Origin of the sequence: Nonomuraea sp. B10E15, from assembly GCF_039871615.1 — a bacterium.
Classification (GTDB): domain Bacteria; phylum Actinomycetota; class Actinomycetes; order Streptosporangiales; family Streptosporangiaceae; genus Nonomuraea.
Window position 1 is genome coordinate 57042 of record NZ_JBDPMB010000004.1, and the last position, 22384, is coordinate 79425.

25 protein-coding genes are annotated in these 22384 nt (G+C 73.3%); 13 read left to right on the forward strand and 12 right to left on the reverse strand.

Annotation, left to right across the window (positions count from 1 at the left end; genetic code table 11):
• Nucleotides 1-42: 42 nt before the first annotated feature.
• The 6 genes from ABGB14_RS15840 to ABGB14_RS15865 all read right to left on the reverse strand — a co-directional run bounded on the left by ABGB14_RS15840 (nt 43) and on the right by ABGB14_RS15865 (nt 5682).
• On the reverse strand, nt 43-825 hold the full coding sequence (locus ABGB14_RS15840; protein WP_347644406.1) for a GNAT family N-acetyltransferase: 783 nt from the start codon (nt 823-825) through the stop codon (nt 43-45).
• A 43-nt stretch (nt 826-868) separates the two neighbouring features.
• Nucleotides 869-1645 (reverse strand): polyprenyl diphosphate synthase, encoded by a 777-nt coding sequence (uppS, locus tag ABGB14_RS15845; protein WP_347644407.1) that lies wholly within the window; start codon nt 1643-1645, stop codon nt 869-871.
• Entirely contained in the window at nt 1632-2588 is a 957-nt protein-coding gene (gene sigJ / locus ABGB14_RS15850; protein WP_347644408.1) for an RNA polymerase sigma factor SigJ, read from the reverse strand. Before sigJ ends, uppS begins: the two co-directional genes overlap by 14 nt.
• A gap of 160 nt (nt 2589-2748) precedes the next feature.
• A complete protein-coding gene (locus ABGB14_RS15855; RefSeq protein ID WP_347644409.1) occupies nt 2749-3744 on the reverse strand; it encodes a small ribosomal subunit Rsm22 family protein in 996 nt (331 codons plus the stop codon).
• Nucleotides 3741-4946 carry an MFS transporter gene (locus ABGB14_RS15860; protein ID WP_347644410.1) on the reverse strand — a complete coding sequence of 402 codons (1206 nt, stop codon included), beginning with the start codon at nt 4944-4946 and terminating at the stop codon, nt 3741-3743. Before ABGB14_RS15860 ends, ABGB14_RS15855 begins: the two co-directional genes overlap by 4 nt.
• A 235-nt stretch (nt 4947-5181) precedes the next feature.
• Nucleotides 5182-5682: a hypothetical protein gene (locus ABGB14_RS15865; RefSeq protein ID WP_347644411.1), complete on the reverse strand. Its 501-nt coding sequence runs from the start codon at nt 5680-5682 to the stop codon at nt 5182-5184.
• Nucleotides 5683-5833: 151 nt separating this feature from the next.
• Between ABGB14_RS15865 and ABGB14_RS15870 the strand changes: the two genes are divergently transcribed.
• A complete protein-coding gene (locus tag ABGB14_RS15870) occupies nt 5834-6694 on the forward strand; it encodes an alpha/beta fold hydrolase (protein ID WP_347644412.1) in 861 nt (286 codons plus the stop codon).
• Between the two features lie 71 nt (nt 6695-6765).
• Here ABGB14_RS15870 and ABGB14_RS15875 read toward each other — a convergent pair whose 3' ends face one another.
• The gene (locus tag ABGB14_RS15875) at nt 6766-7212 is read right to left on the reverse strand and encodes a MarR family transcriptional regulator (RefSeq protein ID WP_347644779.1); all 447 of its coding nucleotides are present in this window, start codon (nt 7210-7212) and stop codon (nt 6766-6768) included.
• Between the two features lie 97 nt (nt 7213-7309).
• On the opposite strand from ABGB14_RS15875, the gene ABGB14_RS15880 reads away from it, so the two are divergent.
• Complete coding sequence (locus ABGB14_RS15880) at nt 7310-8821, forward strand: LLM class flavin-dependent oxidoreductase (protein WP_347644413.1); 1512 nt, start codon at nt 7310-7312, stop codon at nt 8819-8821.
• Here the strand turns inward: ABGB14_RS15880 and ABGB14_RS15885 are convergent.
• The gene (locus ABGB14_RS15885) at nt 8745-9989 is read right to left on the reverse strand and encodes an MFS transporter (protein WP_347644414.1); all 1245 of its coding nucleotides are present in this window, start codon (nt 9987-9989) and stop codon (nt 8745-8747) included. The two genes, ABGB14_RS15880 and ABGB14_RS15885, sit on opposite strands and share 77 nt — an antisense overlap.
• A 61-nt stretch (nt 9990-10050) precedes the next feature.
• Between ABGB14_RS15885 and ABGB14_RS15890 the strand changes: the two genes are divergently transcribed.
• The 6 genes from ABGB14_RS15890 (at nt 10051) to ABGB14_RS15915 (ending at nt 13927) form a co-directional block, all read left to right on the forward strand.
• The gene (locus ABGB14_RS15890) at nt 10051-10422 is read left to right on the forward strand and encodes a MerR family transcriptional regulator (protein WP_347644415.1); all 372 of its coding nucleotides are present in this window, start codon (nt 10051-10053) and stop codon (nt 10420-10422) included.
• Nucleotides 10423-10451: 29 nt separating this feature from the next.
• Nucleotides 10452-11069, forward strand: a complete 618-nt coding sequence (locus tag ABGB14_RS15895) for a GNAT family N-acetyltransferase (RefSeq protein ID WP_347644416.1) — start codon at nt 10452-10454, stop codon at nt 11067-11069.
• Between the two features lie 24 nt (nt 11070-11093).
• Nucleotides 11094-11756 (forward strand): class I SAM-dependent methyltransferase, encoded by a 663-nt coding sequence (locus ABGB14_RS15900; protein WP_347644417.1) that lies wholly within the window; start codon nt 11094-11096, stop codon nt 11754-11756.
• Between the two features lie 134 nt (nt 11757-11890).
• The gene (locus tag ABGB14_RS15905; RefSeq protein ID WP_347644418.1) at nt 11891-12157 is read left to right on the forward strand and encodes a hypothetical protein; all 267 of its coding nucleotides are present in this window, start codon (nt 11891-11893) and stop codon (nt 12155-12157) included.
• Nucleotides 12158-12258: 101 nt separating this feature from the next.
• Entirely contained in the window at nt 12259-13101 is an 843-nt protein-coding gene (locus tag ABGB14_RS15910) for an LLM class flavin-dependent oxidoreductase (protein ID WP_347644419.1), read from the forward strand.
• Between the two features lie 46 nt (nt 13102-13147).
• Nucleotides 13148-13927: a TetR/AcrR family transcriptional regulator C-terminal domain-containing protein gene (locus ABGB14_RS15915; RefSeq protein ID WP_347644780.1), complete on the forward strand. Its 780-nt coding sequence runs from the start codon at nt 13148-13150 to the stop codon at nt 13925-13927.
• Nucleotides 13928-13950: 23 nt separating this feature from the next.
• Here ABGB14_RS15915 and ABGB14_RS15920 read toward each other — a convergent pair whose 3' ends face one another.
• On the reverse strand, nt 13951-14313 hold the full coding sequence (locus ABGB14_RS15920; RefSeq protein WP_347644420.1) for a DUF4180 domain-containing protein: 363 nt from the start codon (nt 14311-14313) through the stop codon (nt 13951-13953).
• 49 nt (nt 14314-14362) lie between these two features.
• Nucleotides 14363-14758, reverse strand: coding sequence for a helix-turn-helix domain-containing protein (locus ABGB14_RS15925; RefSeq protein ID WP_347644421.1), 396 nt, complete (start codon nt 14756-14758; stop codon nt 14363-14365).
• Between the two features lie 188 nt (nt 14759-14946).
• On the opposite strand from ABGB14_RS15925, the gene ABGB14_RS15930 reads away from it, so the two are divergent.
• Nucleotides 14947-15735, forward strand: coding sequence for a hypothetical protein (locus tag ABGB14_RS15930; protein WP_347644422.1), 789 nt, complete (start codon nt 14947-14949; stop codon nt 15733-15735).
• Between the two features lie 64 nt (nt 15736-15799).
• Here the strand turns inward: ABGB14_RS15930 and ABGB14_RS15935 are convergent, their stop codons facing one another.
• The gene (locus ABGB14_RS15935; protein WP_347644423.1) at nt 15800-17143 is read right to left on the reverse strand and encodes a 6-phospho-beta-glucosidase; all 1344 of its coding nucleotides are present in this window, start codon (nt 17141-17143) and stop codon (nt 15800-15802) included.
• A 28-nt stretch (nt 17144-17171) separates the two neighbouring features.
• On the reverse strand, nt 17172-17924 hold the full coding sequence (locus ABGB14_RS15940; protein WP_347644424.1) for a DeoR/GlpR family DNA-binding transcription regulator: 753 nt from the start codon (nt 17922-17924) through the stop codon (nt 17172-17174).
• A gap of 131 nt (nt 17925-18055) precedes the next feature.
• Between ABGB14_RS15940 and ABGB14_RS15945 the strand changes: the two genes are divergently transcribed.
• The 4 genes from ABGB14_RS15945 to ABGB14_RS15960 are packed head-to-tail and all read left to right on the forward strand — an operon-like array spanning nt 18056 to nt 22374.
• A complete protein-coding gene (locus ABGB14_RS15945) occupies nt 18056-19282 on the forward strand; it encodes a PfkB family carbohydrate kinase (protein ID WP_347644425.1) in 1227 nt (408 codons plus the stop codon).
• Nucleotides 19283-19286: 4 nt separating this feature from the next.
• Nucleotides 19287-20684: an extracellular solute-binding protein gene (locus tag ABGB14_RS15950; protein WP_347644426.1), complete on the forward strand. Its 1398-nt coding sequence runs from the start codon at nt 19287-19289 to the stop codon at nt 20682-20684.
• Nucleotides 20681-21577: a sugar ABC transporter permease gene (locus tag ABGB14_RS15955; RefSeq protein ID WP_347644427.1), complete on the forward strand. Its 897-nt coding sequence runs from the start codon at nt 20681-20683 to the stop codon at nt 21575-21577. Before ABGB14_RS15950 ends, ABGB14_RS15955 begins: the two co-directional genes overlap by 4 nt.
• Nucleotides 21574-22374: a carbohydrate ABC transporter permease gene (locus ABGB14_RS15960; RefSeq protein ID WP_347644428.1), complete on the forward strand. Its 801-nt coding sequence runs from the start codon at nt 21574-21576 to the stop codon at nt 22372-22374. The genes ABGB14_RS15955 and ABGB14_RS15960 overlap by 4 nt, the downstream gene beginning before the upstream one ends.
• Nucleotides 22375-22384: the final 10 nt, after the last annotated feature.

Sequence of the window (22384 nt, forward strand, 5' to 3'; positions counted from 1 at the left end):
AGGTCTCCTCGCGGGTGACGGGGTGTGGCCCACCCACCCTAGTCAAGGATGCGTGTACGGCGTCGTGGTGGTGAGCGCGGCGAATCCCAGCCGCTCGAGTATGGGACGGCTCTGGCTGGACGCGTCCACCTGCAGGTAGGGGTGGCCGAGCGCGACCGCCTCGCGGGCACGCCACGCGACCAGCGCGCGGTAGACGCCCCGCCCGCGCCATCCGGGCACGGTGCCGCCGCCCCACAGCCCGGCGAAGCCGGTGCCGGGATACGGATCCAGCCGGGCCGCGCTGACCGGCTCGTCGCCGGCCAGGGCGAGCACGGCGTTGAGCGTGCCGGCCGCGAGCCGGTCGAGGAGCTGCCTCCTGAGGTGGTCGCCGTGGCGCTCCCCGACGAGGCCGAACGCCCGGTCGTGCACGCCGGCCATCAGCTCCACCCCGTCGGCGCCGGTCACCGGGACCAGGCGTACGCCCTCCGGCTCGGCGGGCGGGCCCGCTGCGATCGCGGCGGACTCGGCCACCATGACCGTCTCCTCGGGCTCGGCGGTGAACCCGGCCGCCAGCAACCGGTCGCCGAGGTCGGCGGGGCGGTCGTGGGCGTACAGCTTCCACTCGAACGCCAGCCCCAGCGACCCGAAGTGCCGCACCTGCCCGGCGATCTCCGCGTCCGCGTCCTGCTCGTCGAGGCCGGACCACAACACGCCGTTCCAGCCGTGCGCGAGGCCGGTCTGGCGCACCACGCCGCCCGCCCGCTCGACCCGCATCCCCGGCCCGTCGGGGCGGGCCTCCCGCCGCAGTTGCCGGTCGAACAGGGCCAGCACGTCGTCATTGTTCACCCGGACACCTCAGCATCGCCGCGCGTGCCGGGCAACAGGTTTTTCACCCTCCGTAGCGGCGTTGCCGCGCCGCGAAACTCCGCAGCGCGCGCAGGAAGTCGATCTCGCGGAAGGCGGGCCAGTACGCCTCACAGAAGTACAGCTCGGAGTAGGCCGACTGCCAGAGCAGGAAGTTCGACATGCGCTGCTCCCCGCTGGTACGGATCACCAGGTCGGGGTCGGGCTGCCCGGCGGTGTACAGGTGCGGGGCGATGTCGTCGACGGTCAGCGTGGCGGCCAGGTCCACCATGGACTGTCCCGACTCGGCCCGCTCGTACAGCAGCTCGCGCAGGGCGTCGACGACCTCCTGGCGGCCGCCGTACCCGATGGCGAGGGTGAGGTGGAAGCCGGTGGCGCACGTGCGGGTCGCCTCGACGGCGCTCTTGAGGGCGCGGGCCGTGGTGTCGGGCAACATGTCGAGCATGCCGGCGACGTGGACCTGCCAGCGGGCGTCCGGCCGGTCGAGCTGCTCGGCGACCATGCGCTCGATCACGCCCAGCAGGGAGGCCACCTCCTCGTCGCCGCGGCGCTGGAGGTTCTCCGTCGAGCAGAGGAACACGGTCAGATGCTTGATGCCCAGCCCCTCGCACCACGCCATGACGTCGGCGATGTGCTCGGCACCGGCTTTGTGGCCGAGGCCCGGATGCGCCAGGCCCTTCTGCTTGGCCCAGCGCCGGTTGCCGTCGATGATCAGGCCGACGTGGCCGGGGAGCGGGCCCGCCATGACCTGCCGGCGCAGGCGCCGGGCGTAAAAGGCGTGAAGGAGGTCAGTCGTCTGCACCCTCACAGGATGGCGTGCCCGGACGGTCGGTATCGGATCTTTCCGGATTTCCGTCGGTGATCCGTACCAGCTTGTCGGGGTTGGTGACGGCGTAGATGCCGGCCACCTGCTCGCCGTCGGGGGTCAGGTCCAGCACCATCATGCCGAACGGCGCGTCGCCGTCGAACAGCACGGCCGACGGGTCACCGTTGATCTCCCGGTGACGCACCTCGAGCCCTTGCGGTGCGCGCCCGGCGCCCGCGGCCAGGAGCCTGGCCACCTTGTCACGGCCGCGGACGGGACGCAGGCGGGCGGGCGCGGGAGCCTTGCCTCCGCCGTCCGACCACAACGTCACGTCGGGGGCCAGCAGCCGCAGCAGCGCCGCCAGATCGCCGCCGAACACCGCCGCCAGGAACTTCTCCGTGGCCTTGCGCCGCACCCCTGGATCGACGTCGTAGCGGGGACGGCGGGCGTGGACGTGCTCGCGGGCGCGGTGGGCGAGCTGGCGCACGGCCGGCGGCGTACGGTCGAGGATCCCGGCGATCTCGGTGTGGGCGTAGCCGAACACCTCGTGCAGCAGGAACACGACGCGTTCGAGCGGGGTGAGCGACTGGAGCACCACGAACAGGGCCATCGACACCGACTCGGCCCGCACCGCGGGGTCGGCCGCGTCCTCGCGCTCGGTGACGAACGGCTCGGGCAGCCACGGGCCGACGTACTCCTCGCGCCGCCTGCTGACGCTGGCCTGGCGGGCCAGTGCCGCGTTGACCGCGATCCGCACCAGGTAGGCGCGCGGGCTGGCGACCGGCTCACCGGCCGACGGCACGCTCCGCCTGGCCCAGGACAACCACGTCTCCTGCAGCACGTCCTCCGTGTCGGCGACGCTGCCGAGCATGTTGTAGACGATGGAGAACAGCAGCTCACGGTGGTCGATGAAGACCTGCGTGGCCTGCTCGTCGGACATCGCGGCGTTCCTCCCTGCGCGGCTTGCGGCTGTCACGGACCCAGAGCCCGTACGCCCCGTGAGTGTGACATCGGCGCCGCGAATGTGACCGGCGTCTCTTCCTGCGCACGGGCGGCGACGGGGTGGCGGCGGTTCCCGTCCCCCGCCGCTACCCCGCCTCCTAGCTCACGTCACCTCCGTCACCGGCACGCGGCCAGGCGTCTCCCCAGCCGGTGTCCCTGGCCAGCCGGTAGAGCCCGCCCTGGCGTCTGGACACGGTCACGTCGCGGACCGCCTCCTCGTCCGTGCACACCCGCAGCGACACCATGCCCTTGCGACTGCGCGGATGACGTACGACCCTGCCGCCGGCCCGGGGCCACCGCGACGTCGTGGCGGCCACGTAGGAGAACCTCTCGTCCTCGAAGCCGAGGGTGCCCGCCTTGACCCTGCGGTGCAGCGCGCTCCTCGACAGCCGTACGGAGAAGTGGCACCAGTCCTCGCCCTGCCGGATCGGGCAGGGGCCGTCGTGGGGGCAGGGGGCGACGATGGTCATGCCGCGTCCGGCCAGGATCTCCCGGGCGGCGGCGATGGTGGCGTACCCGGACGGGGTGCCGGGCTCGACGACGACCACCATGGCGGCGTCCGCGGCCAGCCAGCGCACCGCCCCCGGGCGGTCCTCCGGGGGGAGCTCGCCCAGGGCGTACGCCATGGTGACCAGGTCGGCCGCGGGCCGGTCGAGGCCCGGCCGGACGGACGCCCGCCGCCACGTGGCACCGCTCAGCGCCGGCGAGGCGCGGGCCAGGCGGCGGCCCAGGCCGATGGCGTGCGGGTCGCGTTCGACGACGGTGACCTCCTCGATGGACGGCCAGGTCGTGGCCGCCGCCCAGACGGCCGCCCCCGTGCCGCCGCCGGCGTCGAGGTGGCTGCGGGGCAGGAATCCCGGCACCGCCGCACGGCGCAGGGCGGCGGCGGTGGCGGCGTACGTGGCGGGCATGCGGACCGCGGCGTAGGCGGCGACGTCGGCCTCGCCGCGCAGGTGCACGCCGCCGGTGGCGGCGCCCGCGCGGTAACGCTCGGTGAGCCGCGCCGCCGCGTCAGCCAGGTCGTGCGCCGGGTGGCGGGCGAGCTCCCGGTCGAGCGCGGCTCTGAGCTCGCCGGGAAGCGCGTACGCGTTCACAGCGCCCTCGCCCCGGCGAGCGGCCGCCACGCGGCTGCGGCGATGGCGGCCGTGACGGCGGCGGCCAGCCAGTAGGGCGCCGTGATCGTCGTGGTCCGGGCCAGCAGCCCGCCCAGGAGCGATCCGAGCGCCGCGCCCCCGACGTCGATCAGCGCGCCGGCCCCGCTCACCCGGCCCATCAAGTGGGCGGGCACGACCTGCTGGCGCAACGTCGTCGCGACCACGCCCCACACCATGGTGTGGATCCCGAACACGACCAGCACCGCCGCCGCGACCAGCGGGGCAGTCGTGGCGGCCAGCGCGGCGTGGGTGCCGGCCTCGATGATCAGCCCCGCCCGCAACAGGGCCGTCGCCCCGAACCTGGCCCGCAGCCGCACCGCCAGCGCCGTGCCGGTCAGCCCGCCGACGCCGAACGTGGTGAGCAGCAGCCCGTAACCCACCTCGTCCAGCCGCAGCCGGTCGCGCGCGTACAGCACGAAGACCGCGAACGCCGCGCAGAACACGATGTTGGCCAGTCCCATGCTGAGCGCGAGCGTGCGCATCAGGCGGTGGCGCCACAACCACCGCAGCCCGGCCGCGATCTCGGCGCGCAGCCCGCCGGTGCCGTCCCGCGGCTGCGCGGGCACCGGCCGTACGGTGGCCACCAGCGCGGCCGCGACCGCGAACGACACCGCGTCCACCCCGAACGGCAGGGCCGCCGCGGCGGCGAACAACCCCGCGCCGATCGGCTTGGCCAGGAACTGGTTGGCGAGGGTGAAGGTGGCCATCAGCCGCGCGTTGGCGGCGGCGAGCCGCTCGGGCGCCACGACGGCGGGCACCATCGCCGCGGTGGCCGTGTCGGCGAGCGTCTCACCCGTGCCGAGCAGGAAGAACGCCAGGTAGATGACGGGGATGCCGGTCGTGCCCGTGGCCACGGAGACGGTCAGCGCGCCGAGCACCAGGGCGCGCAGCAGGTTGACGGCGACGATGAGCCTGCGCCGGTCGAGCCGGTCCGCGTACGCGCCGCTGATCAGCGCGAAGAGCAGCCACGGCAGTTGCTGGGCGAAGGCGGCGCCGGCGACGAGCGCCGGGTCGTTCGTGAGGGAGGCGACGAGCAGCGGCCCGGCGGCCATGGTGATGCCGTCGCCGAGGTTGGAGACCGCGGAGGCGGCCCAGAGTCTGGTGAAGTCCGCGCCGAGCCGCGCGGAGGTGAGGGCACGCAAAAGAGCTCCTCGGAAGGAAGGGAAACGGTCGTGTGCGCGTGCGACCGCTCCAGGCGAGGAGCCTCATGCGCCGGAATGGGTCCGGCGGCACCGTGCCCGCGGGGGATCTGCCGCATCGCACCGCCGTCGCGGCGGTCCGACGAGCAGGTCCCCGTCAGTGAGGCGTCTCGGGCCCTCGCTTCGAAGCGGCGGCGTTGGCCATGCAGGTGCGCATACGGACCCCTCTCCGTCGGTGTCACCGGTCCTGGACGTCTCCGATCTTCTGATGTCGGGCCGGGGCGCGGCCACCGCTTTTCGCCCGGTGCTCCCCGAGCGGCCGCCGGGCGTGGTGCCCGCGGCGTACGTCACGCGTGGCCAGGAACAGCAGCACCGCCCACACGGCGCAGTAGGCGCCGAAGAGCGCGCCCCCGCGATCGGTCACCAGCGCGCCCCCCGTCATCCCCACCGCGCCCACCGCGGCGACCGCCGTGCAGACCCAGTGCGCCCAGAGCACCACCAGGTACGGCAGGCGCCCCGTGAACCGGATCCGTCCCGCCAGCAGGATCGCCATGATCACCACCCCGGACGCCACGTTGCCCCACTGCGCCAGCGCCACCTGGCCGGGCCCGTAGGCGAGGTAGCTGTCCGGCGACACCTGTGGCCCGCCGGTGACGCCCAGCTTGCCCTCCAGGGCGTAGACGACCTTCGACGCCACGTACAGACCCGTCCATGCGACACCCGCCATCACGATTCTCATGGCACCGACTCTGCCGACGGGGCCGCCGCCGGGGCTCCCCCGCGAGGGGGATGGGTTTCCCCCCGAAGAGCCGTTCCCGCGGCTGTGCCCACAGCTGTGCCCACGGCGAACGGCCGCGCTCGCGCAACCGTCCCGCGGTAGCGTCCCCGGCATGGTGACGATCGGCGGCGTCGAGATCGCCTGCGAAGAAGCGGGCCCCGGGAAGCCGGCGGGCACCGTGGTCCTGGCGCACGCGGGGGTGGCCGACATGCGCATGTGGGACCACCAGTTCGCGGCGCTGTCGCGGCGCCACCGCGTGATCCGCTACGACTGGCGCGGCCACGGCCGGTCCGGCGACGCCCAGGGCGAGGTCTGCCACCACGAGGACCTGCTCGCCGTCATGGACGCCATGAAGATCGAGCGGGCGGCCCTGATCGGCTGCTCGATGGGCGGCGCGTACGCCGTGGAGGCCGCGCTCGCCGCCCCCGGCCGGGTCGCCGCGCTCGCCCTGATCAGCTCGGGCCTGGCCGGTCACCGGTGGCCGCGGGCGATGCTCGATCAGGCCCGCGACCGCGTGCACACCTCGGTGCCGCCCGACCGGCTGGCCCGCTACCGCGCCGGCGCCGCAGGCCACGTCGACCCCGCCGACGTGCGCGCGATGGCCGAGGCTCACACGTTGTGGCAGGTCGCCGGCCCTGACCGCGGTCGTGATGCCCTCTCCGAGGAGGTGTGGGCGGCGGCGGTGGAGATGTGCGGGCTGGTTTTCCGACGGTCGTGGTCCGGCCCCAGGTCAGCCGAACGCCACCTCGACCCGCCCGCGGCCACCCGCCTGCCCGAGGTCGCCGTGCCTGCCCTGGTGATCAACGGCCTGTCCGACGTGCCCGGCATCCAGGAGGTCTCCCGCCTGCTCGCGGAAGGCATCCCCGGGGCCCGCCGCCTCGACCTGCCGGACACGGGTCATCTGGCTCCGCTGGAACGGCCCGCGGAGGTGACCGCGGCCCTGACGGCGTTCCTCTCCGAGGTCTTCACCTGACGCGCCCGTTCACCCGCCGGAGCCGAGGGCGGCCCGTTCGCCTGACGGAGCCGCCTTCCTGAGGGCCGCGTTCACCCGCCGGAGCCGCCACCCTGGGAGCCGCGCGCGGACAGCATGCCGGCGATGGCCGAGACCAGCAGTTCCTTGTCCTGCTCCGGCAGGTCCGCCGCCAGTGCCTCCAGGCGCCGGGCGACCTCGTCGTGCGCCAGCACCGCGACCCGGCGGCCGTCGCCGCTCAGCCCGATGCGGCAGGCGCGCCGGTCGCGGGCGTCGCGCGTACGCACGACCAGGCCGCGCCCGGCCGCACGGTCCACGAGCCCGGTCAGGCTCGACTTCTCCAGGTGGAGGCTGCGGGCCAGGTCCGTCATCCCCACCGGCCCGTCCACCAGCAGGCACAGCAGCTGGGCCTGCTGCGGCGTCAGGTCGTGCTCCTTGCCGACCTCGACGAACACCTGCTGCACCAGGTGCGCCAGGCGCACGAGCGCGTCGGTGAACCCCAGCACGGGCTGTCTCGTCATGACCACGGCACGAGTCTAATTGACAGTGGTTTGCCATCCGAACTAATTTACTTTCAACTGTTCGCAATGCCAACCATTTGCCCCGGGGGACCGCCTCATGCCCGACTACGGTCACGACCTGCTCTTCAGCGCCAACATCGTGCCGCACGCCCAGCACGCGGACACCGTCGTGGCCACCGCCCAGCTGGCCGAACGCGCCGGGCTCGACCTGGTCACCTTCCAGGACCACCCCTACCAGCCCGCCCTCCTCGACACCTGGACACTGCTCTCCTACGTGGCCGCCGCCACCGGCACCATCCGCCTGGCCGGCAACGTGCACCCGCTGCCGCTGCGCCCGCCGGCCATGCTCGCCCAGGCAGCCGCCAGCCTCGACCTGCTCAGTCACGGGCGCTTCGAGCTCGCCCTCGGCACCGGCGGCTACTGGGACGCCATCGCCTCCATGGGCACGCCCCGCCTGGCCCCCGGCCAGGCCGTCGACGCGCTGGAGGAGGGCATCCGGATCGTCCGCGCGGCCTGGGACACCGACGCCCCGGGCCGCATCCGCTTCGACGGCCGGTATCACCAGGTCGAGGGGCTGCGGCGGGGGCCGCGCCCGGCCCACGACATCGGCATCTGGCTCGGCGCGTACAAGCCCCGCATGCTCCGCCTCACCGGCCGGCTGGCCGACGGCTGGCTCCCCTCGCTCCCCCACCTCCAGACCACCGGCAAGCTCGGCGAGGGCAACGCCGTCATCGACGAGGCCGCCGAGGAGGCCGGCCGCTCGCCCCGCGACATCCGCCGCCTGCTCAACCTCGGCGAGGAGCTCCCGCCCGCCCAGCTCGCCGAGCTCGCCCTCACCCACGGCATCAGCGTCTTCACCCTCCTCGCCGGCGACCCCCGCCGGATTGAGCGCTTCGCCGCCGAGACCGCTCCCGCCGTCCGCGAGCTCGTCGCCGCGGAACGAGCCGCCGGCGCCCACCTCTCCGCCGGACCGGAGGGCGCCCGGGCATCCCTCGAGACGGACGGCACCCATGTGTCCGCCGGCCCGGACGGCGCTCCCGACGACGGCGTACGGCTGACGGACGGCCGCGTGTGGGACGAGAGCACCCGCCCCACCGCGCCCCGCCCCGACCGCTCCAGGAGCCACACCCCGCACCGGCAGTCGGACGGGCGGCACCTCGTCGACGTCCACGACCACCTGCGCGCCGAGCTGGCCCAGCTGCGCGATCTGGTCGACCAGGTCGCCGCGGGAACGCTCGACGCCGCCTCCGCCCGCTCGAAGATCAACACGCTCACCATGCGGCAGAACAACTGGACCCTGGGCGCGTACTGCGAGTCCTACTGCCGGCTCCTCACCCTGCACCACTCGGCCGAGGACACCGCGCTCTTCCCGCGCCTGCGCAGCGCGGAGCCCGGCCTCGTCCCCGTGCTCGACCGGCTGGAGGAGGAGCACCACGCCATCCACGAGATCATCGAGCGGGTCGACCGCGCCCTCGTGGCCTTCGTCGCCGAACCGGGCGGCCTCGGCAACCTGCGCGCCGCCGTGGACCTGCTCACCGACAACCTGCTGTCCCACCTGTCGTACGAGGAGCGCGAACTGGTCGAGCCCCTGGCCAGGCACGGTCTCTAGCGGCCCGGCGGCCGGGGAAGGCGTGCCGGCGCGCCGCGAGCACGATCGCCAGGGCGACCGCCACCAGCGGCAGGGCCGTCCACGGCAGCGCGCCCGCGCCGGCGCCCTCCAGCACCAGCCCGCCGGCCAGCGACCCGCCTGCGATGCCGGCGTTGTACACCGTGGTCTGCATGGAGGTGGCCACGTCGGCGTTCTCCGGCCCCGACGCGTTCACCAGCGCCGTCTGCAGCAACGTCGGCACGCCTCCGAAGGCCGCGCCCCACAGCGCCACCGCCGCCAGGGAGGCCGGTCCCCCGAGCGCGCCCAGCACGACCATCGCCCCCGCCACCACGGCCAGCACCGCCACGAGCGTCGCGCGCAGGGCCCGGTCGATGACCGCGCCCACCACCCAGATCCCCGCGACCGTCCCCACGCCGAACACCAGCAGCACCGCGCTCGTCCGCCCGGCCCCGGTCAGCGCGGCGAGCGGCGCCAGGTACGTGTACACCGCCTGGTGCGCCACCAGCACCAGCACCGTCACCCCCAGCACCGTCGGGACCCCGGGTACGGCGGCGACCCGCCGCAACGGCACGCGTCCGGCCGCGACTTCACCGGGGAAGCCGGGGACCGTGGCCAGCACCCACCCCACCAGGACGACCGCCGCGACGGCCAGCGCGCCGAACGCGGCCCGCCATCCGAACATCCCGGCCAGCGCCGCACCCGCCGGGATGCCCGCGCACAACGCCACCGTGATCCCGGCGGAGACGATCGCGATCGCCCGCCCCCGCCGCTCGGGCGGCACCATCCGCGCCGCGTAACCGACCAGCATCGCCCACAGGATCCCGCCCATCGCACCGGCCAGCACCCGGACCCCGAACGTCACCGCGTACGACGAGGACAGCGCGGTCGCCGCGTTGCACGCGGCGAACCCCACCAGCGTCCCCACCAGCACCGGCCGCCGGGGGAAGCGCCGCAGCAGCGCCGTCAGCGGGATCGCCGCCAGGAACGACGCCACCGCGTACGCCGTCACCAGGAACCCGGCCCGCCCTTCCGGCACCTCCAGCGCCGCTCCGATCTGCGGCAGCAGCCCGGCGGGCAGCAACTCCGTCATCACCGCCGTGAACGCCGCCGCGAACAACGCCAGCAGTCCCGGCCACGGCATTCTCCCGCCACGCATCCCATCAGCCATAGGACTAGGCTGAAACCTTCACATCAGTGTGAAGGCAAATCCCAGCGGACCGAGGCCTGCCATGAGAATCGGGGAACTCTCCCGGCGCACCGGCGTCCACACGCGCATGCTGCGCTACTACGAGGAGCAGGACCTCCTCCACCCGGAACGCGCGGACAACGGCTACCGCGTCTACCCGCCCTCGGCCGTGCACCGGGTCCAGCAGATCCGCGGCCTGCTCGACTCGGGGCTCACGACGGAGATCATCCGCCGCATCCTCCCGTTCCTCGACGGGCCCGGCGGGATCCACCTGCACCCGGAATGCCTCACGCCCGAGCTCGCCGGCCTCCTGGAGGCCGAGGCGGAGCGCATCCAGCAGCGTATCGACTGCCTCGCCCGCAACCGCGACGCCATCCGGGCCTACCTGGCCGCCGTACGCGATCTGCGGAGCTGATCCCACCGCCCTCCTTTACTATGTAGATCATGGATTCGCTGACCGAACTCCTCGCGGAGGTGCAGCGCGGCCGGCCGCCCGCGGCGGACGGCGGCGTGACGATCGTGCCCCAGCCGTCACCCCGCGACGCCGGCGTGATCGCCTTCACCGCGCACACGGTGGTCTTCACCGATCTCGACCCGGGCTGGGTCCGTGACCGGCTCCCGGCCGACGACCTGTCCGCGCCGCTCTGCCCGCCGTTCCTGCAGGCCATGGCGGACAGGACCGGCCGGCGGATCGGCAACGTCGACCTGCTGGGCCTGGCCACGCCCCTCGACGGCCCTCCGCCCGTCCCCCTGGCGGAGGTCACGGACAGCGGACATCCTCGGGTGGCGCGGGCCCGCAGGTTCCGCGACGCCGTACGCGTGTGGACCGGCCAGGGCGGCCTGCTCGCCGTGGGGCGCGGAGTGGCCGGACGGTGGGAGATCGCCGTGGAGGTCGAGCCGGGACACCGCGGCCGAGGAGCGGGCCGGACGCTGGCCACGTGCGCCAGGCACCTCGTCCCCGAGCCGGTGTGGACGCAGGTCGCCCCGGGGAACGCGGCCGCCGTACGGGCGTTCCTCGCGGCGGGATACCGGCCCGTCGGGGCGGAGGTCCTGCTTGCCTGACCGCCCCCGGGGCAGGCTGATGAGGTGCCGACCGAACAGGAGGTGACCGGCATGGGCCGCGGAAAGCTCCTGCGCCACCACCACGAGCATTCCGGCACCATCGACCATCCGCGCGCCTACGAGCTGTTCTCCCGGCTGGGCTACGCGGGGCGCAGGCGGCTGGTGTTCACGCAACTGGCCGCACTGGCCGGCGCCGGACCCGGCGACCGGGTGCTGGACGTGGGCTGCGGCACCGGCTACCTCACCCGCCGCCTGGCGCCGCTGGTGGCGCCGGGCGGCCAGGTCGTCGGCGTGGATCCGTCGCCGCGGATGATCGCCTACGCCCGCCACCGCGCCCCGGCGAGCTGCGTCTACCTGGTGGGCGAGGGGCAGTCGCTGGACCTGCCCGGCGGGCCGTTCGACGTGGTGGTCTCCAGCCTTGCCGTGCACCACATCCCGGCCGGGGCGCGGGAGACCGCCGTCCGGGAGATGTTCCGCGTGCTGCGTCCGGGCGGCAGGCTGCTGATCGCGGAGTTCCGGCCGCCGCGCCGGCCGCTCGCGCGCCGGTTGACCGGCCTGGTGAGCGGGCACGCCTGGCCCGACCCCGGGGAGACGCCGGCCGCACTGGCGCGGGCCGCCGGGTTCCGCGTGCGGGCCGAAGGCGACCTGTGGCCGCTGCTGTGCTACCTGCGGGCGGTCAGGCCGTAGTCCCGCACCAGAGGTCAGCGCGGAGTCCGGCGCGGCCGCCCTGTTGATCAAAAGAGGGCGTGGCGCTCCCTGGCCCCACAAGATCGCTACGTATAGTGATGACCGATGTCACTTCGTGATTACAGGGGGAGATCATGAGAAGTACCCTCATCGCCACCGGCGGTGCACTGGCCGCGGCGGCCGTGGTGTTCGGGGCCGGCGCGGCCGCCGCCGAATCCGGCCGGCACCCGCACAACTGTGACCTCGCGGTGAACGAAGACTCGACCTACCACCACGTGACGCATCACGGAAGGTTCGCCGGCACCCGCGACATCGACGCCTGCGCCCCGGGCCACGACCACGGGCGCGGCAACCCGCACCGGGGCGGCCGCAGCTGGGTGTTCGACTGGCTCAGCCGCTGACATCCCGCGACCTGCCCGGTCCCGGCCCCCGGCGCAGGGGTGCCGGGACCATGGCCTCTCCGCCGCGTCTCCCGGCCGTGCGCATTCGGTAGCCTGTCCCGGTGCGACTCGGCGTGAACGTTCCCAACTTCGGCCCCGGCACCGACCCCGGCATCCTGCGGCGGTGGGCGCAGACCGCCGAAGGGCTGGGGTTCGACCTGCTGATGGTGTCCGACCACGTGGTGATCACCCCCGACGTGGCGCAGAAATATCCGGCGCCCTTCTACGAGCCCTTCACCACCCTCGCCTGGCTCGCCGGGTGCACCAGCCGCATCGCCCTCGGCACGACCGTGCTGATCGTCCCCTACCGGCACCCGCTGCTCGTGGCCCGCATGGCGGCCAACCTCAACGACCTCAGCGGCGGGCGGCTGGTGCTGGGCGTCGGCGTCGGGTGGGCGCGGCAGGAGTTCGAGGCGCTCGGCGTGGCGCACGAGCGGCGCGGCCGGCTGACCGACGAGCATCTCGCGGCGATCCGCGCCGCCTGGGCCGCCGAGCACGACTACCGCTCCGGCTCCATACCGATCTGGGTGGGCGGCAACAGCGACGCGGCCCTGCACAGGGCGGCACGGTTCGGCGAGGCCTGGCACCCGCTCAAGAACACCATGCCCTACCTGCGGAAGACCTGGCCGCGGCTGAAAGACCTCGCCGCCGAGCAGGGACGGCCGGCGCCCGGCCTGGCGCCCAGGATTCTGCTGCGGGTCACCGCGTCGCCCGTCACGGGCCCCGAGCGGCTCGCGGGCGAGGGCACGATCGAGCAGATCGCCGACGACCTCGAGCAACTGCGCCTGCTCGGGGCGGAGACCGTCGTCCTCGACCCCTTCTCCGGCGACCCCGACGAGACTCTCCACCCGGAGGCGGCCTGGGAGATGATCGCCGCGGTGGCCGCCCGCAGAGGCGCCCGCTGATAGCCTTTATGGCGTAAAGAGTTTGTTCCGCGTGGGGAGTTCCGCGTTGGTCGTCTTCGCCGGGCAGGGTGACGCGCGCCGTTCCATGGCACTGCTGTGGCGCACGGGAGAGCCGGGAGAGGTGCGGCCCGGCCCCAAACCAGGGCTGAGCGTCGACGCGATCGTCGACGCCGCCATCGCCGTGGCCGACAGCGAGGGCATGGCGGCGCTGTCCATGCGCAGGGTCGGCGAGCGGCTCGGCCGCACCGGGATGGCGCTCTACACCTACGTGCCGAGCAAGGGCGAGCTGGTCGACCTGATGTACGACCGGGCCCTCGCGGAGTTGCCCACCGGGCACGACCTGAGCGGCGGGTGGCGGGCGGCCGTCACGTCGTGGGCCGAGGACGTGCTGGCGTTCTACCTGCGGCATCCGTGGGTGCTGCAGGTGTCGCAGGCGCGGCCGGTGCTGGGGCCCAACGAGTTCGCGATGCTGGATGGCCTGGTCCGGATCCTGCGCGAGACCGGCCTGCGGCCGCGCCGGATGCGGGGGGTCGTGGCTCTGCTGTCCGACTTCGTCCGAGGCGCGGCGCGGACCGTCTCCGAGTCGCGGCAGGCGCCGTCGGCGACCGGGGTGTCCGACGAGGAGTGGTGGCGGGCCCGCTCGTCGCTGCTGGAGGAGGTGGCGCCCGGGTTCGCCGCCCGGTTCCCCATGGTGACGTGGGTGGAGTCGGAGGACGACGGGCCCGCGACGGACGAGCCCTACCTCGAACACCGGGTCGGCGAGACGTTCGCCGGCGGCCTGGCCGTGCTCCTCGACGGCATCGAGGTGGCCGTGAAGTCCGGCTGAGCCTCCGGGCCGGTCCGCTCGCCTCAGCGCCGACCGGCGGGGCCGTCCCGGCCCGACCGCCGTTCCGCCAGCTCGTCGAGGTCGCGTACGAACCAGATGTGCTCGCCCCGGTTCGACTCGGTCACCCACGCCTCCAGCGCGGAGCCGGGAGGGGCGAGACGGGAGACGTCGCCGACCACCGCCAGGCCGATCCGGTAGTTGACGAACTTCTGCGCGAACTCGCCTGCGACACCGCTGCGCAGGACGAAGAAGTCGTCGTGCAGGCGCTCCACGGGGACGGCCACCCAGGTGGCCTGCCGCCCCCAGGCCTCGCCGATCAGGTCGAGCGCGTCGCGGGTCTCGCGCAGGGGCTCGCCGTGCGGGTCGCAGACGTACAGGTCGGGCATGGTGGTCTCCAGTCAGTGATCCGGCCAGTGATCAGGTTCGGCGGCGAGGTCATTCGCGCACGAGGGCGTCGACGATCCGCAACACCCGGGCGGTCTCCTCGAGCCCGCCCAGAACGATGATCTTCAGGTGGGAGCGCTCCTCGTCGTGGACGAACTCCACGCGCAGCCCGCTCGGCTGGCCGGCCAGGGCGCCCAGGACCATCGTGCTGACGCGGTCCATGTCGGCCCTGGCGATGCCGTCGATCTGCACGATGCTCGACACCTCGGCGCGGCGCGCGGGCGCGGCGACCGGCAGGCCGGCGAACGCCGCCAGGTCCTCCTTGGCGACGCGGTACCGCTTGCCGATCCGGACGGCGGGCAGCCGTCCGTCACGCACGTAGTTACGCACGGTCTTGACGTGCAGCCCCAGCTGGGCCGCCACCTGCTCCACGGTGTAATGCTCCATAACGCTCCCTATTATGGGGCATGTAAGGGAGCGATAGGGACTTGCAGAACCTATACAAAGCCTGTCACACCTTCTCCTACGCGCCGTCTCACGGATCGGTTCTCCCGCGGCACCCCCGACTAAAGTCAACGTCCCTACGTACCGAACGGCAGATGTGGCGGTCTCCCCCGCGCGCCAGGCTTCCTGGCATGCCACTGATCACCGTCGCTCCCACGTCGGTTCACCCCAATGCCTGGTTTCCCGGGCGCTTCCTCGGAGGCGGCGCCCTGGTGCTCGGGCCGCTCCTGTGGTTCGCCGGGTTGACGCTGCGCCACCTGGCGCAGAGCACGGCGGAGTTCACGCCGCAGCAGCGGGCGTACTTCGCCACGCAGCCGTTCGCCGCACCCGAGCAACTGGCCGCCTACACCGTGAACCCGGGGCTGGCCACCGCCGGGTACGCCTGTTACACGGCGGGGGCCATCGTGTTGTGCCTGGCCATCGTCGTCCTGGCCCGGGTGGCTGCCGCCCGCTCACCCTGGCCGGCCCGCGTGGGCGGCGCGATGGTCGTCGTGGGGCTGTTCTCGCGCCTGTACTGGGCGGGCGTGGACGAGACGGCCCTGCAGCTCATCGGGACGCTCGGGCTGGAGCGGACGACCGAGATCGTGATGGACCTGTACGCGGACATCTCCTACGGGCCCTGGCGCGTGCCGGTTTCCGCGGCCTTCGGCCTCTACATCGGGACGCTGCTCCTCGGTCTGGCCGCCTTCCGCTCGGGCACGTTCGGCACCGGGCGGCTCGTGTTGTTCCTGTTCTCGGGCTGGCTGTGGACCGGCGTGCTGAAGAGGAGCGAGCTGATCGACGGGGTTCTGTCAGGCGCTGCCCTGTGCCTGGTGCTCGTGCCGCTCGGGATCAAGGTGCTGCGCGATGCCGTGCCGGAGCTGCGCACCCGAGCCGAGCCCGCCGGGGACAGGGCCCCGTTGCGGGTGCTCAGCTGGTGACAGGCCCCTCCTGGCATGCGATGTCCTGGTGAGTGAGTCGTCGCGCGCCGGAGACCCGCGCGGATCAGGGCCGGGAGAAGACCGCGTCCAGCTCCGGGATGCGGGCCCGGTAGCCGTCGAGCAGTTCGCGGGCCACCCCTGCCGAGTCGACCAGCGGATGCAGCGCGAACGCCGCAGCCGCCAGCCGCGGCGACCCCGACAGCGCCGCCTCGATGGCCGTCCGCTCCACCGCCTTCACCTGCTGGACCAGGCCGAGGAAGCGGCCGGGGAGCGGCCCGGCAGCCAGCGGCCGCGCTCCTCCGCCGCCCACCGCGCACGGGATCTCCACGACCGCGTCGGCGGGCAGCCCGGGCACCGCGCCGCCGTTGCGCACGTTGAGGATCATGGTGGACGGCTCCCCGCGCGCGATGGCGGCCATGAGCGCGAGCGCGATGCCTTCGTAGCCGCCCGCCTCCAGGTCGGCGTCGTCGCGCTCGCCGGCCGCGGTCACGTCGCGGGCCTCGGCCATGTACGACTCGTCACGCTCCCTGCGTGCCCTCTCCCATGCGGTCAGGGCGTCGCCCGGCCGGGCCCGCACGGCCGCGTAGAAGTCGTCCTGCTGCCGCAGCAGGGTCTCGCCACGGGTGCGGCCGGAGATCGCGGCGACCGACTCGCGGGTGAAGTAGTAGTAGTACAGGTATTCGTTGGGGATCGCGCCCAGCGTGCGCACCCAGTCGGCGCCGAAGACGCGGGCCTCCTCCACCTGCCGCAGTGCCGCGTCGTCGGCGAGCAGGCGGGGCAGGACGTCCTCGCCCTGGTGGGTCAGGCCGCACAACCAGCCGAGGTGGTTGAGCCCCACGTACGCGGGCGACACGCGTGCCGGGTCGAGCCCGAGCGCGGCGGCGGCCCGGCGCACCAGCCCGATCGGCGAGTCGCAGATGCCGATCACGCGGTCGCCGAGCACCTGGCGCATGGCCTCGGTGATCATGCCGGCGGGGTTGGTGAAGTTGATGACCCAGGCCTGGGGGGCGAGGGCGGCCACCCGCTCGGCCACCCGCACCGCGACAGGGACGGTGCGCAGGCCGTAGGCGATGCCGCCGGGGCCGGTCGTCTCCTGGCCGAGCAGGCCCAGTTCCAGAGCGACCCGTTCGTCGGCGACGCGGCCCGCCAGCCCGCCGACGCGGATGGCGGAGAAGACGAAGTCCGCGTCGCGCAGCGCGGTGTCCAGGTCGGTGGTGACGCGCACCTCGGGCGGGTCGTCGTGCCCGGCGGCCTGGGAGCGCAGCACGTGCCGGACGGCCTCGAGCCGCTCGGCGGACACGTCGTGGAGCACCACCTCGTCCACGCGTGGCTTGGCGGCGTCGCGCAGGAGCGCGCCGTAGACGAGCGGGACCCTGAAGCCTCCGCCTCCGAGGACGGCCAGTCTCATCCGCACCCCTTCATGTGAGAAGCACCTGTCATGCGAGAAGCACCTGGGCGCCCGCGGCGACGCAGGCGCCCAGCGTCGTCTCGTCGGCGCCGTCATTGGTGACGATCACGTCGATGTCCTCGGGCCCGCACACCCGCAGGGCGCCGGTGCCGGGGAACTTGTGCCGGTCGACGAGCAGCACCACCTGCTCGGCCGCCGCGATCATGGCGCGCTTCAGCGGGACCTCGGCCAGCGTGGTGTCGACGAGCTGCCCGTCGGGCCGCACGCCGCTGGCTCCCAGGAACACCCGGTCGGCGACGACCTGGCTCAGCGCCGCCTCGGTGAGCACCCCGACCAGCGAGTGGTACGTCCTGCGCACCATGCCGCCGAGCAGCAGCAGCTCGACCGCGGAATCGGCGCGGAGCGCGTCGAGCACGGCCAGGCTGGAGGTGACCACCGTGACCCGCCGGCCGCGCAGCCGCCGGGCCAGCCGCATCGTCGTGGTGCCGATGTCGAGCAGCAGCACCTCGCCGTCGGCGACGAGCTGCGCGGCCCGTGCGGCCACGGCCTCCTTGTCCTGCTCGTCGACCCCGGCCACCTCGGCGAAGGGCCGGTCGTCGTCGGCGTCGGCCAGGGCGCCCCCGCGGACGCGCCTGAGCGTGCCGTCGCGGTCGAGCACCTCGAGGTCCCTGCGGATGGTGGACGGGCTCACGCCGAGCTGGCTGGCGAGATCGCGGACGCTGGTCGCGCCGGAGAGCCGGACCCTTCGCATGATCTCGGCATGCCGGAGGCGCTGAAGCACGGCGCGAGTCTATCAGTCAAATTCGCGCAAGAGTGAGCATCACTGAGCAAAAACACCGGCAAAGCACTTGAAGTACGCGAGCAAACATGCAAGATTGCGCACAATCGGAGTGTCGAGGAGGCCCCATCCCCGTGTCTGCCCAGGCGTACGACCCTCTCGCCGAAGAGCGCACCCCCGAGGGTCCGCAGTTCGACGTGTTCCTGGCGGGCACCGTCTTCCTCGACATCATCTTCACCGGCCTGCCCGCCATGCCCGCCGCGGGCACCGAGATCTGGGCCGAGGGGATGGGCTCGTGTCCCGGCGGCATCGCCAACCTGGCCATCGCGACCAGCCGGCTGGGCCTGCGCACCGCGCTGGCCGCCGCGTTCGGCGACGACGACTACGGCGACTTCTGCTGGCGCACGCTCGAGGAGCAGGAGGCGGTCGACCTGTCCAGGTCGCGGCGCTTCGAGCACTGGCACTCGCCGGTGACGGTCTCCATGGCGGTCGACCGCGACCGCAGCATGGTGACGCACGGCCACCCCGCCCCCATGGCGAGCGCCGAGATGATCGGCTCCCCGCCCCGCTCCCGGGCGGTCATCGTGACGATCTCCCCCGACGAGCCGCTCGGCTCGCCCGGCGGCTCGAGCAACTGGGCCGAGCCGGCCCACCGGAACGGCGCCCTCATCTTCGCGGACGTCGGCTGGGACCCGTCGGGCTCCTGGCCCGCGTCGATGCTCGATCAGCTCTCCTTCTGCCACGCGTTCATGCCCAACGCGATCGAGGCGATGGCCTACACCGGCGCCGACACCCCGCGCGACGCGCTCTACGCGATCGCCGACAAGGTCCCCCTCGCGGTGGTGACCGACGGGGCCAACGGCGCCATGGCCATCGACTCGACGACGGGCGAGGAGGCGTTCGTCCCCGCGCCACGGGTGACGGCGCTCGACCCCACAGGCGCGGGCGACGTCTTCGGCGCCGGACTCGTGCTCGGCACGCTGTGCCGCTGGCCGCTCGCCGACCGGCTGGCCTTCGCGCAGGTCTGCGCGGGGCTCGCGGTGCAGCAGTTCGGCGGCTCGCTGGCCGCGCCCGGCTGGGGCGACATCGCCGACTGGTGGCACGAGGTGCGCGCGGCGGCCGACCACAGCGGCGCCTACGGCAGCTCGCTGGCCCGCCGCTACGCCTTCCTCGACCGGCTGGTGCCCACCGTCCCGGTGGGCGCGGTCCGCCGCGCCGCGGCCACCATCGCCCGCTACGCCGACGTGGGCATGCCGCCCGGAGCCACGGGCACGCAGCCGCACCAGACCCCCCACGAGGCGTCCGACGACCCCGGCGACGAGGGCCCGGCCACGTCTCGCGTGCCTGCGCAGAAGGAGTAACACCATGATCGCCCCGACGCGAGAAGGCCGGAGCACGAGATCGCCGGGTTCCAGGACGCTCGCCGCGCTCGCCGCGGCGGCCCTGGCCCTCACGGCGTGCGCGCCCGGCTCCTCGGCCCCGCCGGCGGCCACCCCCTCGCAGCCGAGCGCGTCGGCGGTCCGCACCGACGCCGCCACCCTCGGCGACGTCACCCTCACGGTCTGGGACCAGGAGGTACGCGGCGGGCAGGCGGCCCAGATGAAACAGCTCAACGCCGCGTTCGAGGCGAAATACCCCAACATCAAGCTCAACCGGGTGTCCCGCTCCTTCGACGACCTCAACACCACCCTGCGCCTGGCGCTCAGCGGCAACGAGCCGCCCGACGTGGTGGAGGCCAACAACGGCCGTTCCTCGATGGGCGCGTTCGTCAAGGCCGGCCAGCTGCTGCCGCTGGACGCCTACGCCGAGGCGTACGGGTGGAAGGAGCGCTATCCGGAGTCGGTGCTGCGCTACTCGCGCTACAGCGCCGACGGCAAGCTGTTCGGCGAGGGCAACCTGTACGGCCTGCCGCAGGTCGGCGAGGTCGTCGGCATCTTCTACAACGCCGCCAAACTCACCGAGCTGGGCCTGGAGCCGCCGAAGACCTGGGCGGAGTTCCAGGCGGCGCTGGCCGAGGCCAAGGCCGCCGGCGAGGTGCCGATGCAGCTGGGCAACCTCGACAAGTGGCCGGCCGTGCACGTGTTCGGCACCGTGCAGAGCCGCGAGGTGCCCGCCGACCAGATCCGCACGCTGGCCTTCGGCCGCAAGGGCGCCTCGTGGAACACGCCCGAGAACACCAGGGCCGCCCAGCAGCTCGTCGACTGGGTCGGCAAGGGCTACTTCAACAAGGGCTTCAACGGGCAGGGTTACGACCCGGCGTGGCAGGCGTTCGGCAAGGGCGAGGGGGTCTTCATGATCGCGGGCACGTGGCTCCTCGCCGACCTGCAGAAGAACCTGGGCGACGACCTCGGCTTCATCCTGCCGCCGGGCGCCACGGCCGGCGGCGCGCCCGTCGCGACCGGCGGCACCGGCCTGCCGTTCGCGATCACGGCGAAGAGCCCGCACCCCGAGGCGGCGGCGGCGTACATCGACTTCATCACCAGCGCCGACGCGATGAAGACGCTCACCGACACCGGCAACCTGCCCGTCGCCGACACGGCCGCGCAGAAGGTGTCCGAGGGACCGCAGCAGGACGTCTTCACCGCGTTCGGCACGGTGACCGCGGAGAACGGGCTGGTCCCCTACCTCGACTACGCCACCCCGACGTTCGCCGACACGCTGGGCGCGGCGCTGCAGGACCTGCTGGCGGAGAAGGCGAGCCCGCAGGAGTTCCTGGCCACGCTGGAGAAGGACTACAAGACGTTCGCTGAGAGCAACGGGTGACCCAGCGGACGGGCGCGGCCCGGCCCCCGGGGGAGCCGCGCCGCGTCGCCTACCTCTACCTGCTCCCGGCGTTCGTGATCTACGCGGCGTTCCTGCTCTACCCGATCGGCCGCGCGGTCCACCTGTCGTTCTTCGACTGGGACGGGTTGTCGCTCGGCCGCTGGGCCGGCCTGGACAACTACGTGGCGATCGTCGCCGACGAGGGGCTGCGGGCCGCCTTCGGGCACGCCCTGGTGCTCATCGTGTTCTACGCGGTCGTGCCGCTGGCCATCGGGCTGGCGCTGGCGGCGATCCTCCACCACGCCAAGGTCCGCGGGCTCGGGTTCTTCCGCACGGTGGTGTTCCTGCCGCAGGTGATCGCCATGGTCGTGGTGGCCGTCGCCTGGCGGCGCATCTACGCCCCCGACGGCACGCTCAACAGCCTGCTCGGCGCGCTCGGGCTCGACTCGCTGACGCGGGGCTGGCTGGGCGACCACACGTTCGCGCTGCCCGCGGTCGGGGTGGTCGGCACGTGGTTCGAGACGGGGCTGGTGACCGTGCTGCTGCTGGCCGGGATGAGCCGCATCCCCGGCGAGCTGTACGAGGCGGCGCGGCTCGACGGGGCCGGGGCCGTCAAGGAGTTCTTCGCCGTCACGCTGCCGTCGGTGCGCGGGGAGATCGCGGTGGCGCTGACGCTGACCGTGATCGCCGCGCTGCGCACGTTCGACCTGGTGTACGTCACCACGCGCGGCGGGCCGGGCGACTCCACGTCGGTGCCGTCGTACGAGGTCTACCACCGGGCCTTCGGGCTCAGCCAGGTCGGCTCGGCGGCGGCGATCGGCGTGACGCTCACCGTCGTGATCTTCGCCATCGCGTTCGGCATCAACCGGTTCGCGGACAGGAGCACCACGTGATCTCGCGCGCTGAGCGGGTGGCCAACTACGTCATCCTGTCGGCGTTCGCCGCGTTCGCGCTCTTCCCCATCGTGACCATCCTGGCGGCCGCGCTCGGCCCCGCCGACAGCGGGGACACGGCCGGGCTCGGCAACTTCGCCGCCGCCTGGGAGATCGGGCACTTCGGCACCTACCTGCGCAGCAGCCTGCTGGTGTCGGCGTTCGTCGTGGTCGTGAGCGTGGTTCTGTCAATCATGAGCGGGTACGCGTTCGGCACCATGCGCTTTCGCGGCCAGTCGGCGCTGTTCTACCTGTTCCTCGTCGGGATCATGATGCCGAGCGAGGCCATCGCGGTCCCGCTCTACTTCGACCTGCGCGCGCTCGGCCTGATCGACACGTTCTGGTCGATGACGTTGCCGCAGGTCGCGCTGTCGGTGGCGTTCGGCACGTTCTGGATGCGGGCGTACTTCCGTGCGTCCAACCGGGCGATCGTCGAGGCGGCGCGCATCGACGGCGCGTCGAGCTGGCGCATCCTGTGGCGGGTGCTGCTGCCGCCGGCCCGGCCCGCCGTCGTCACCCTGACCCTCCTGGTCTTCATGTGGACCTGGAACGAGTTCCTCATCCCGCTGATCATGGTGACCAGCGAGTCGTTGCGGACGGCCCCGCTGGGTCTGGCCTTCTTCCAGGGCCAGTACACCTCCGGCTTCACCCTCCTCGCGGCCGGCTCGGTGATCGTGGCGACGCCGGTCGTGATCTTCTACCTGTTCCTCCAGCGCCATTTCGTCCGCGGGCTGCTCCAAGGGGCGGTCCGCGAGTAGTCATCCGGAG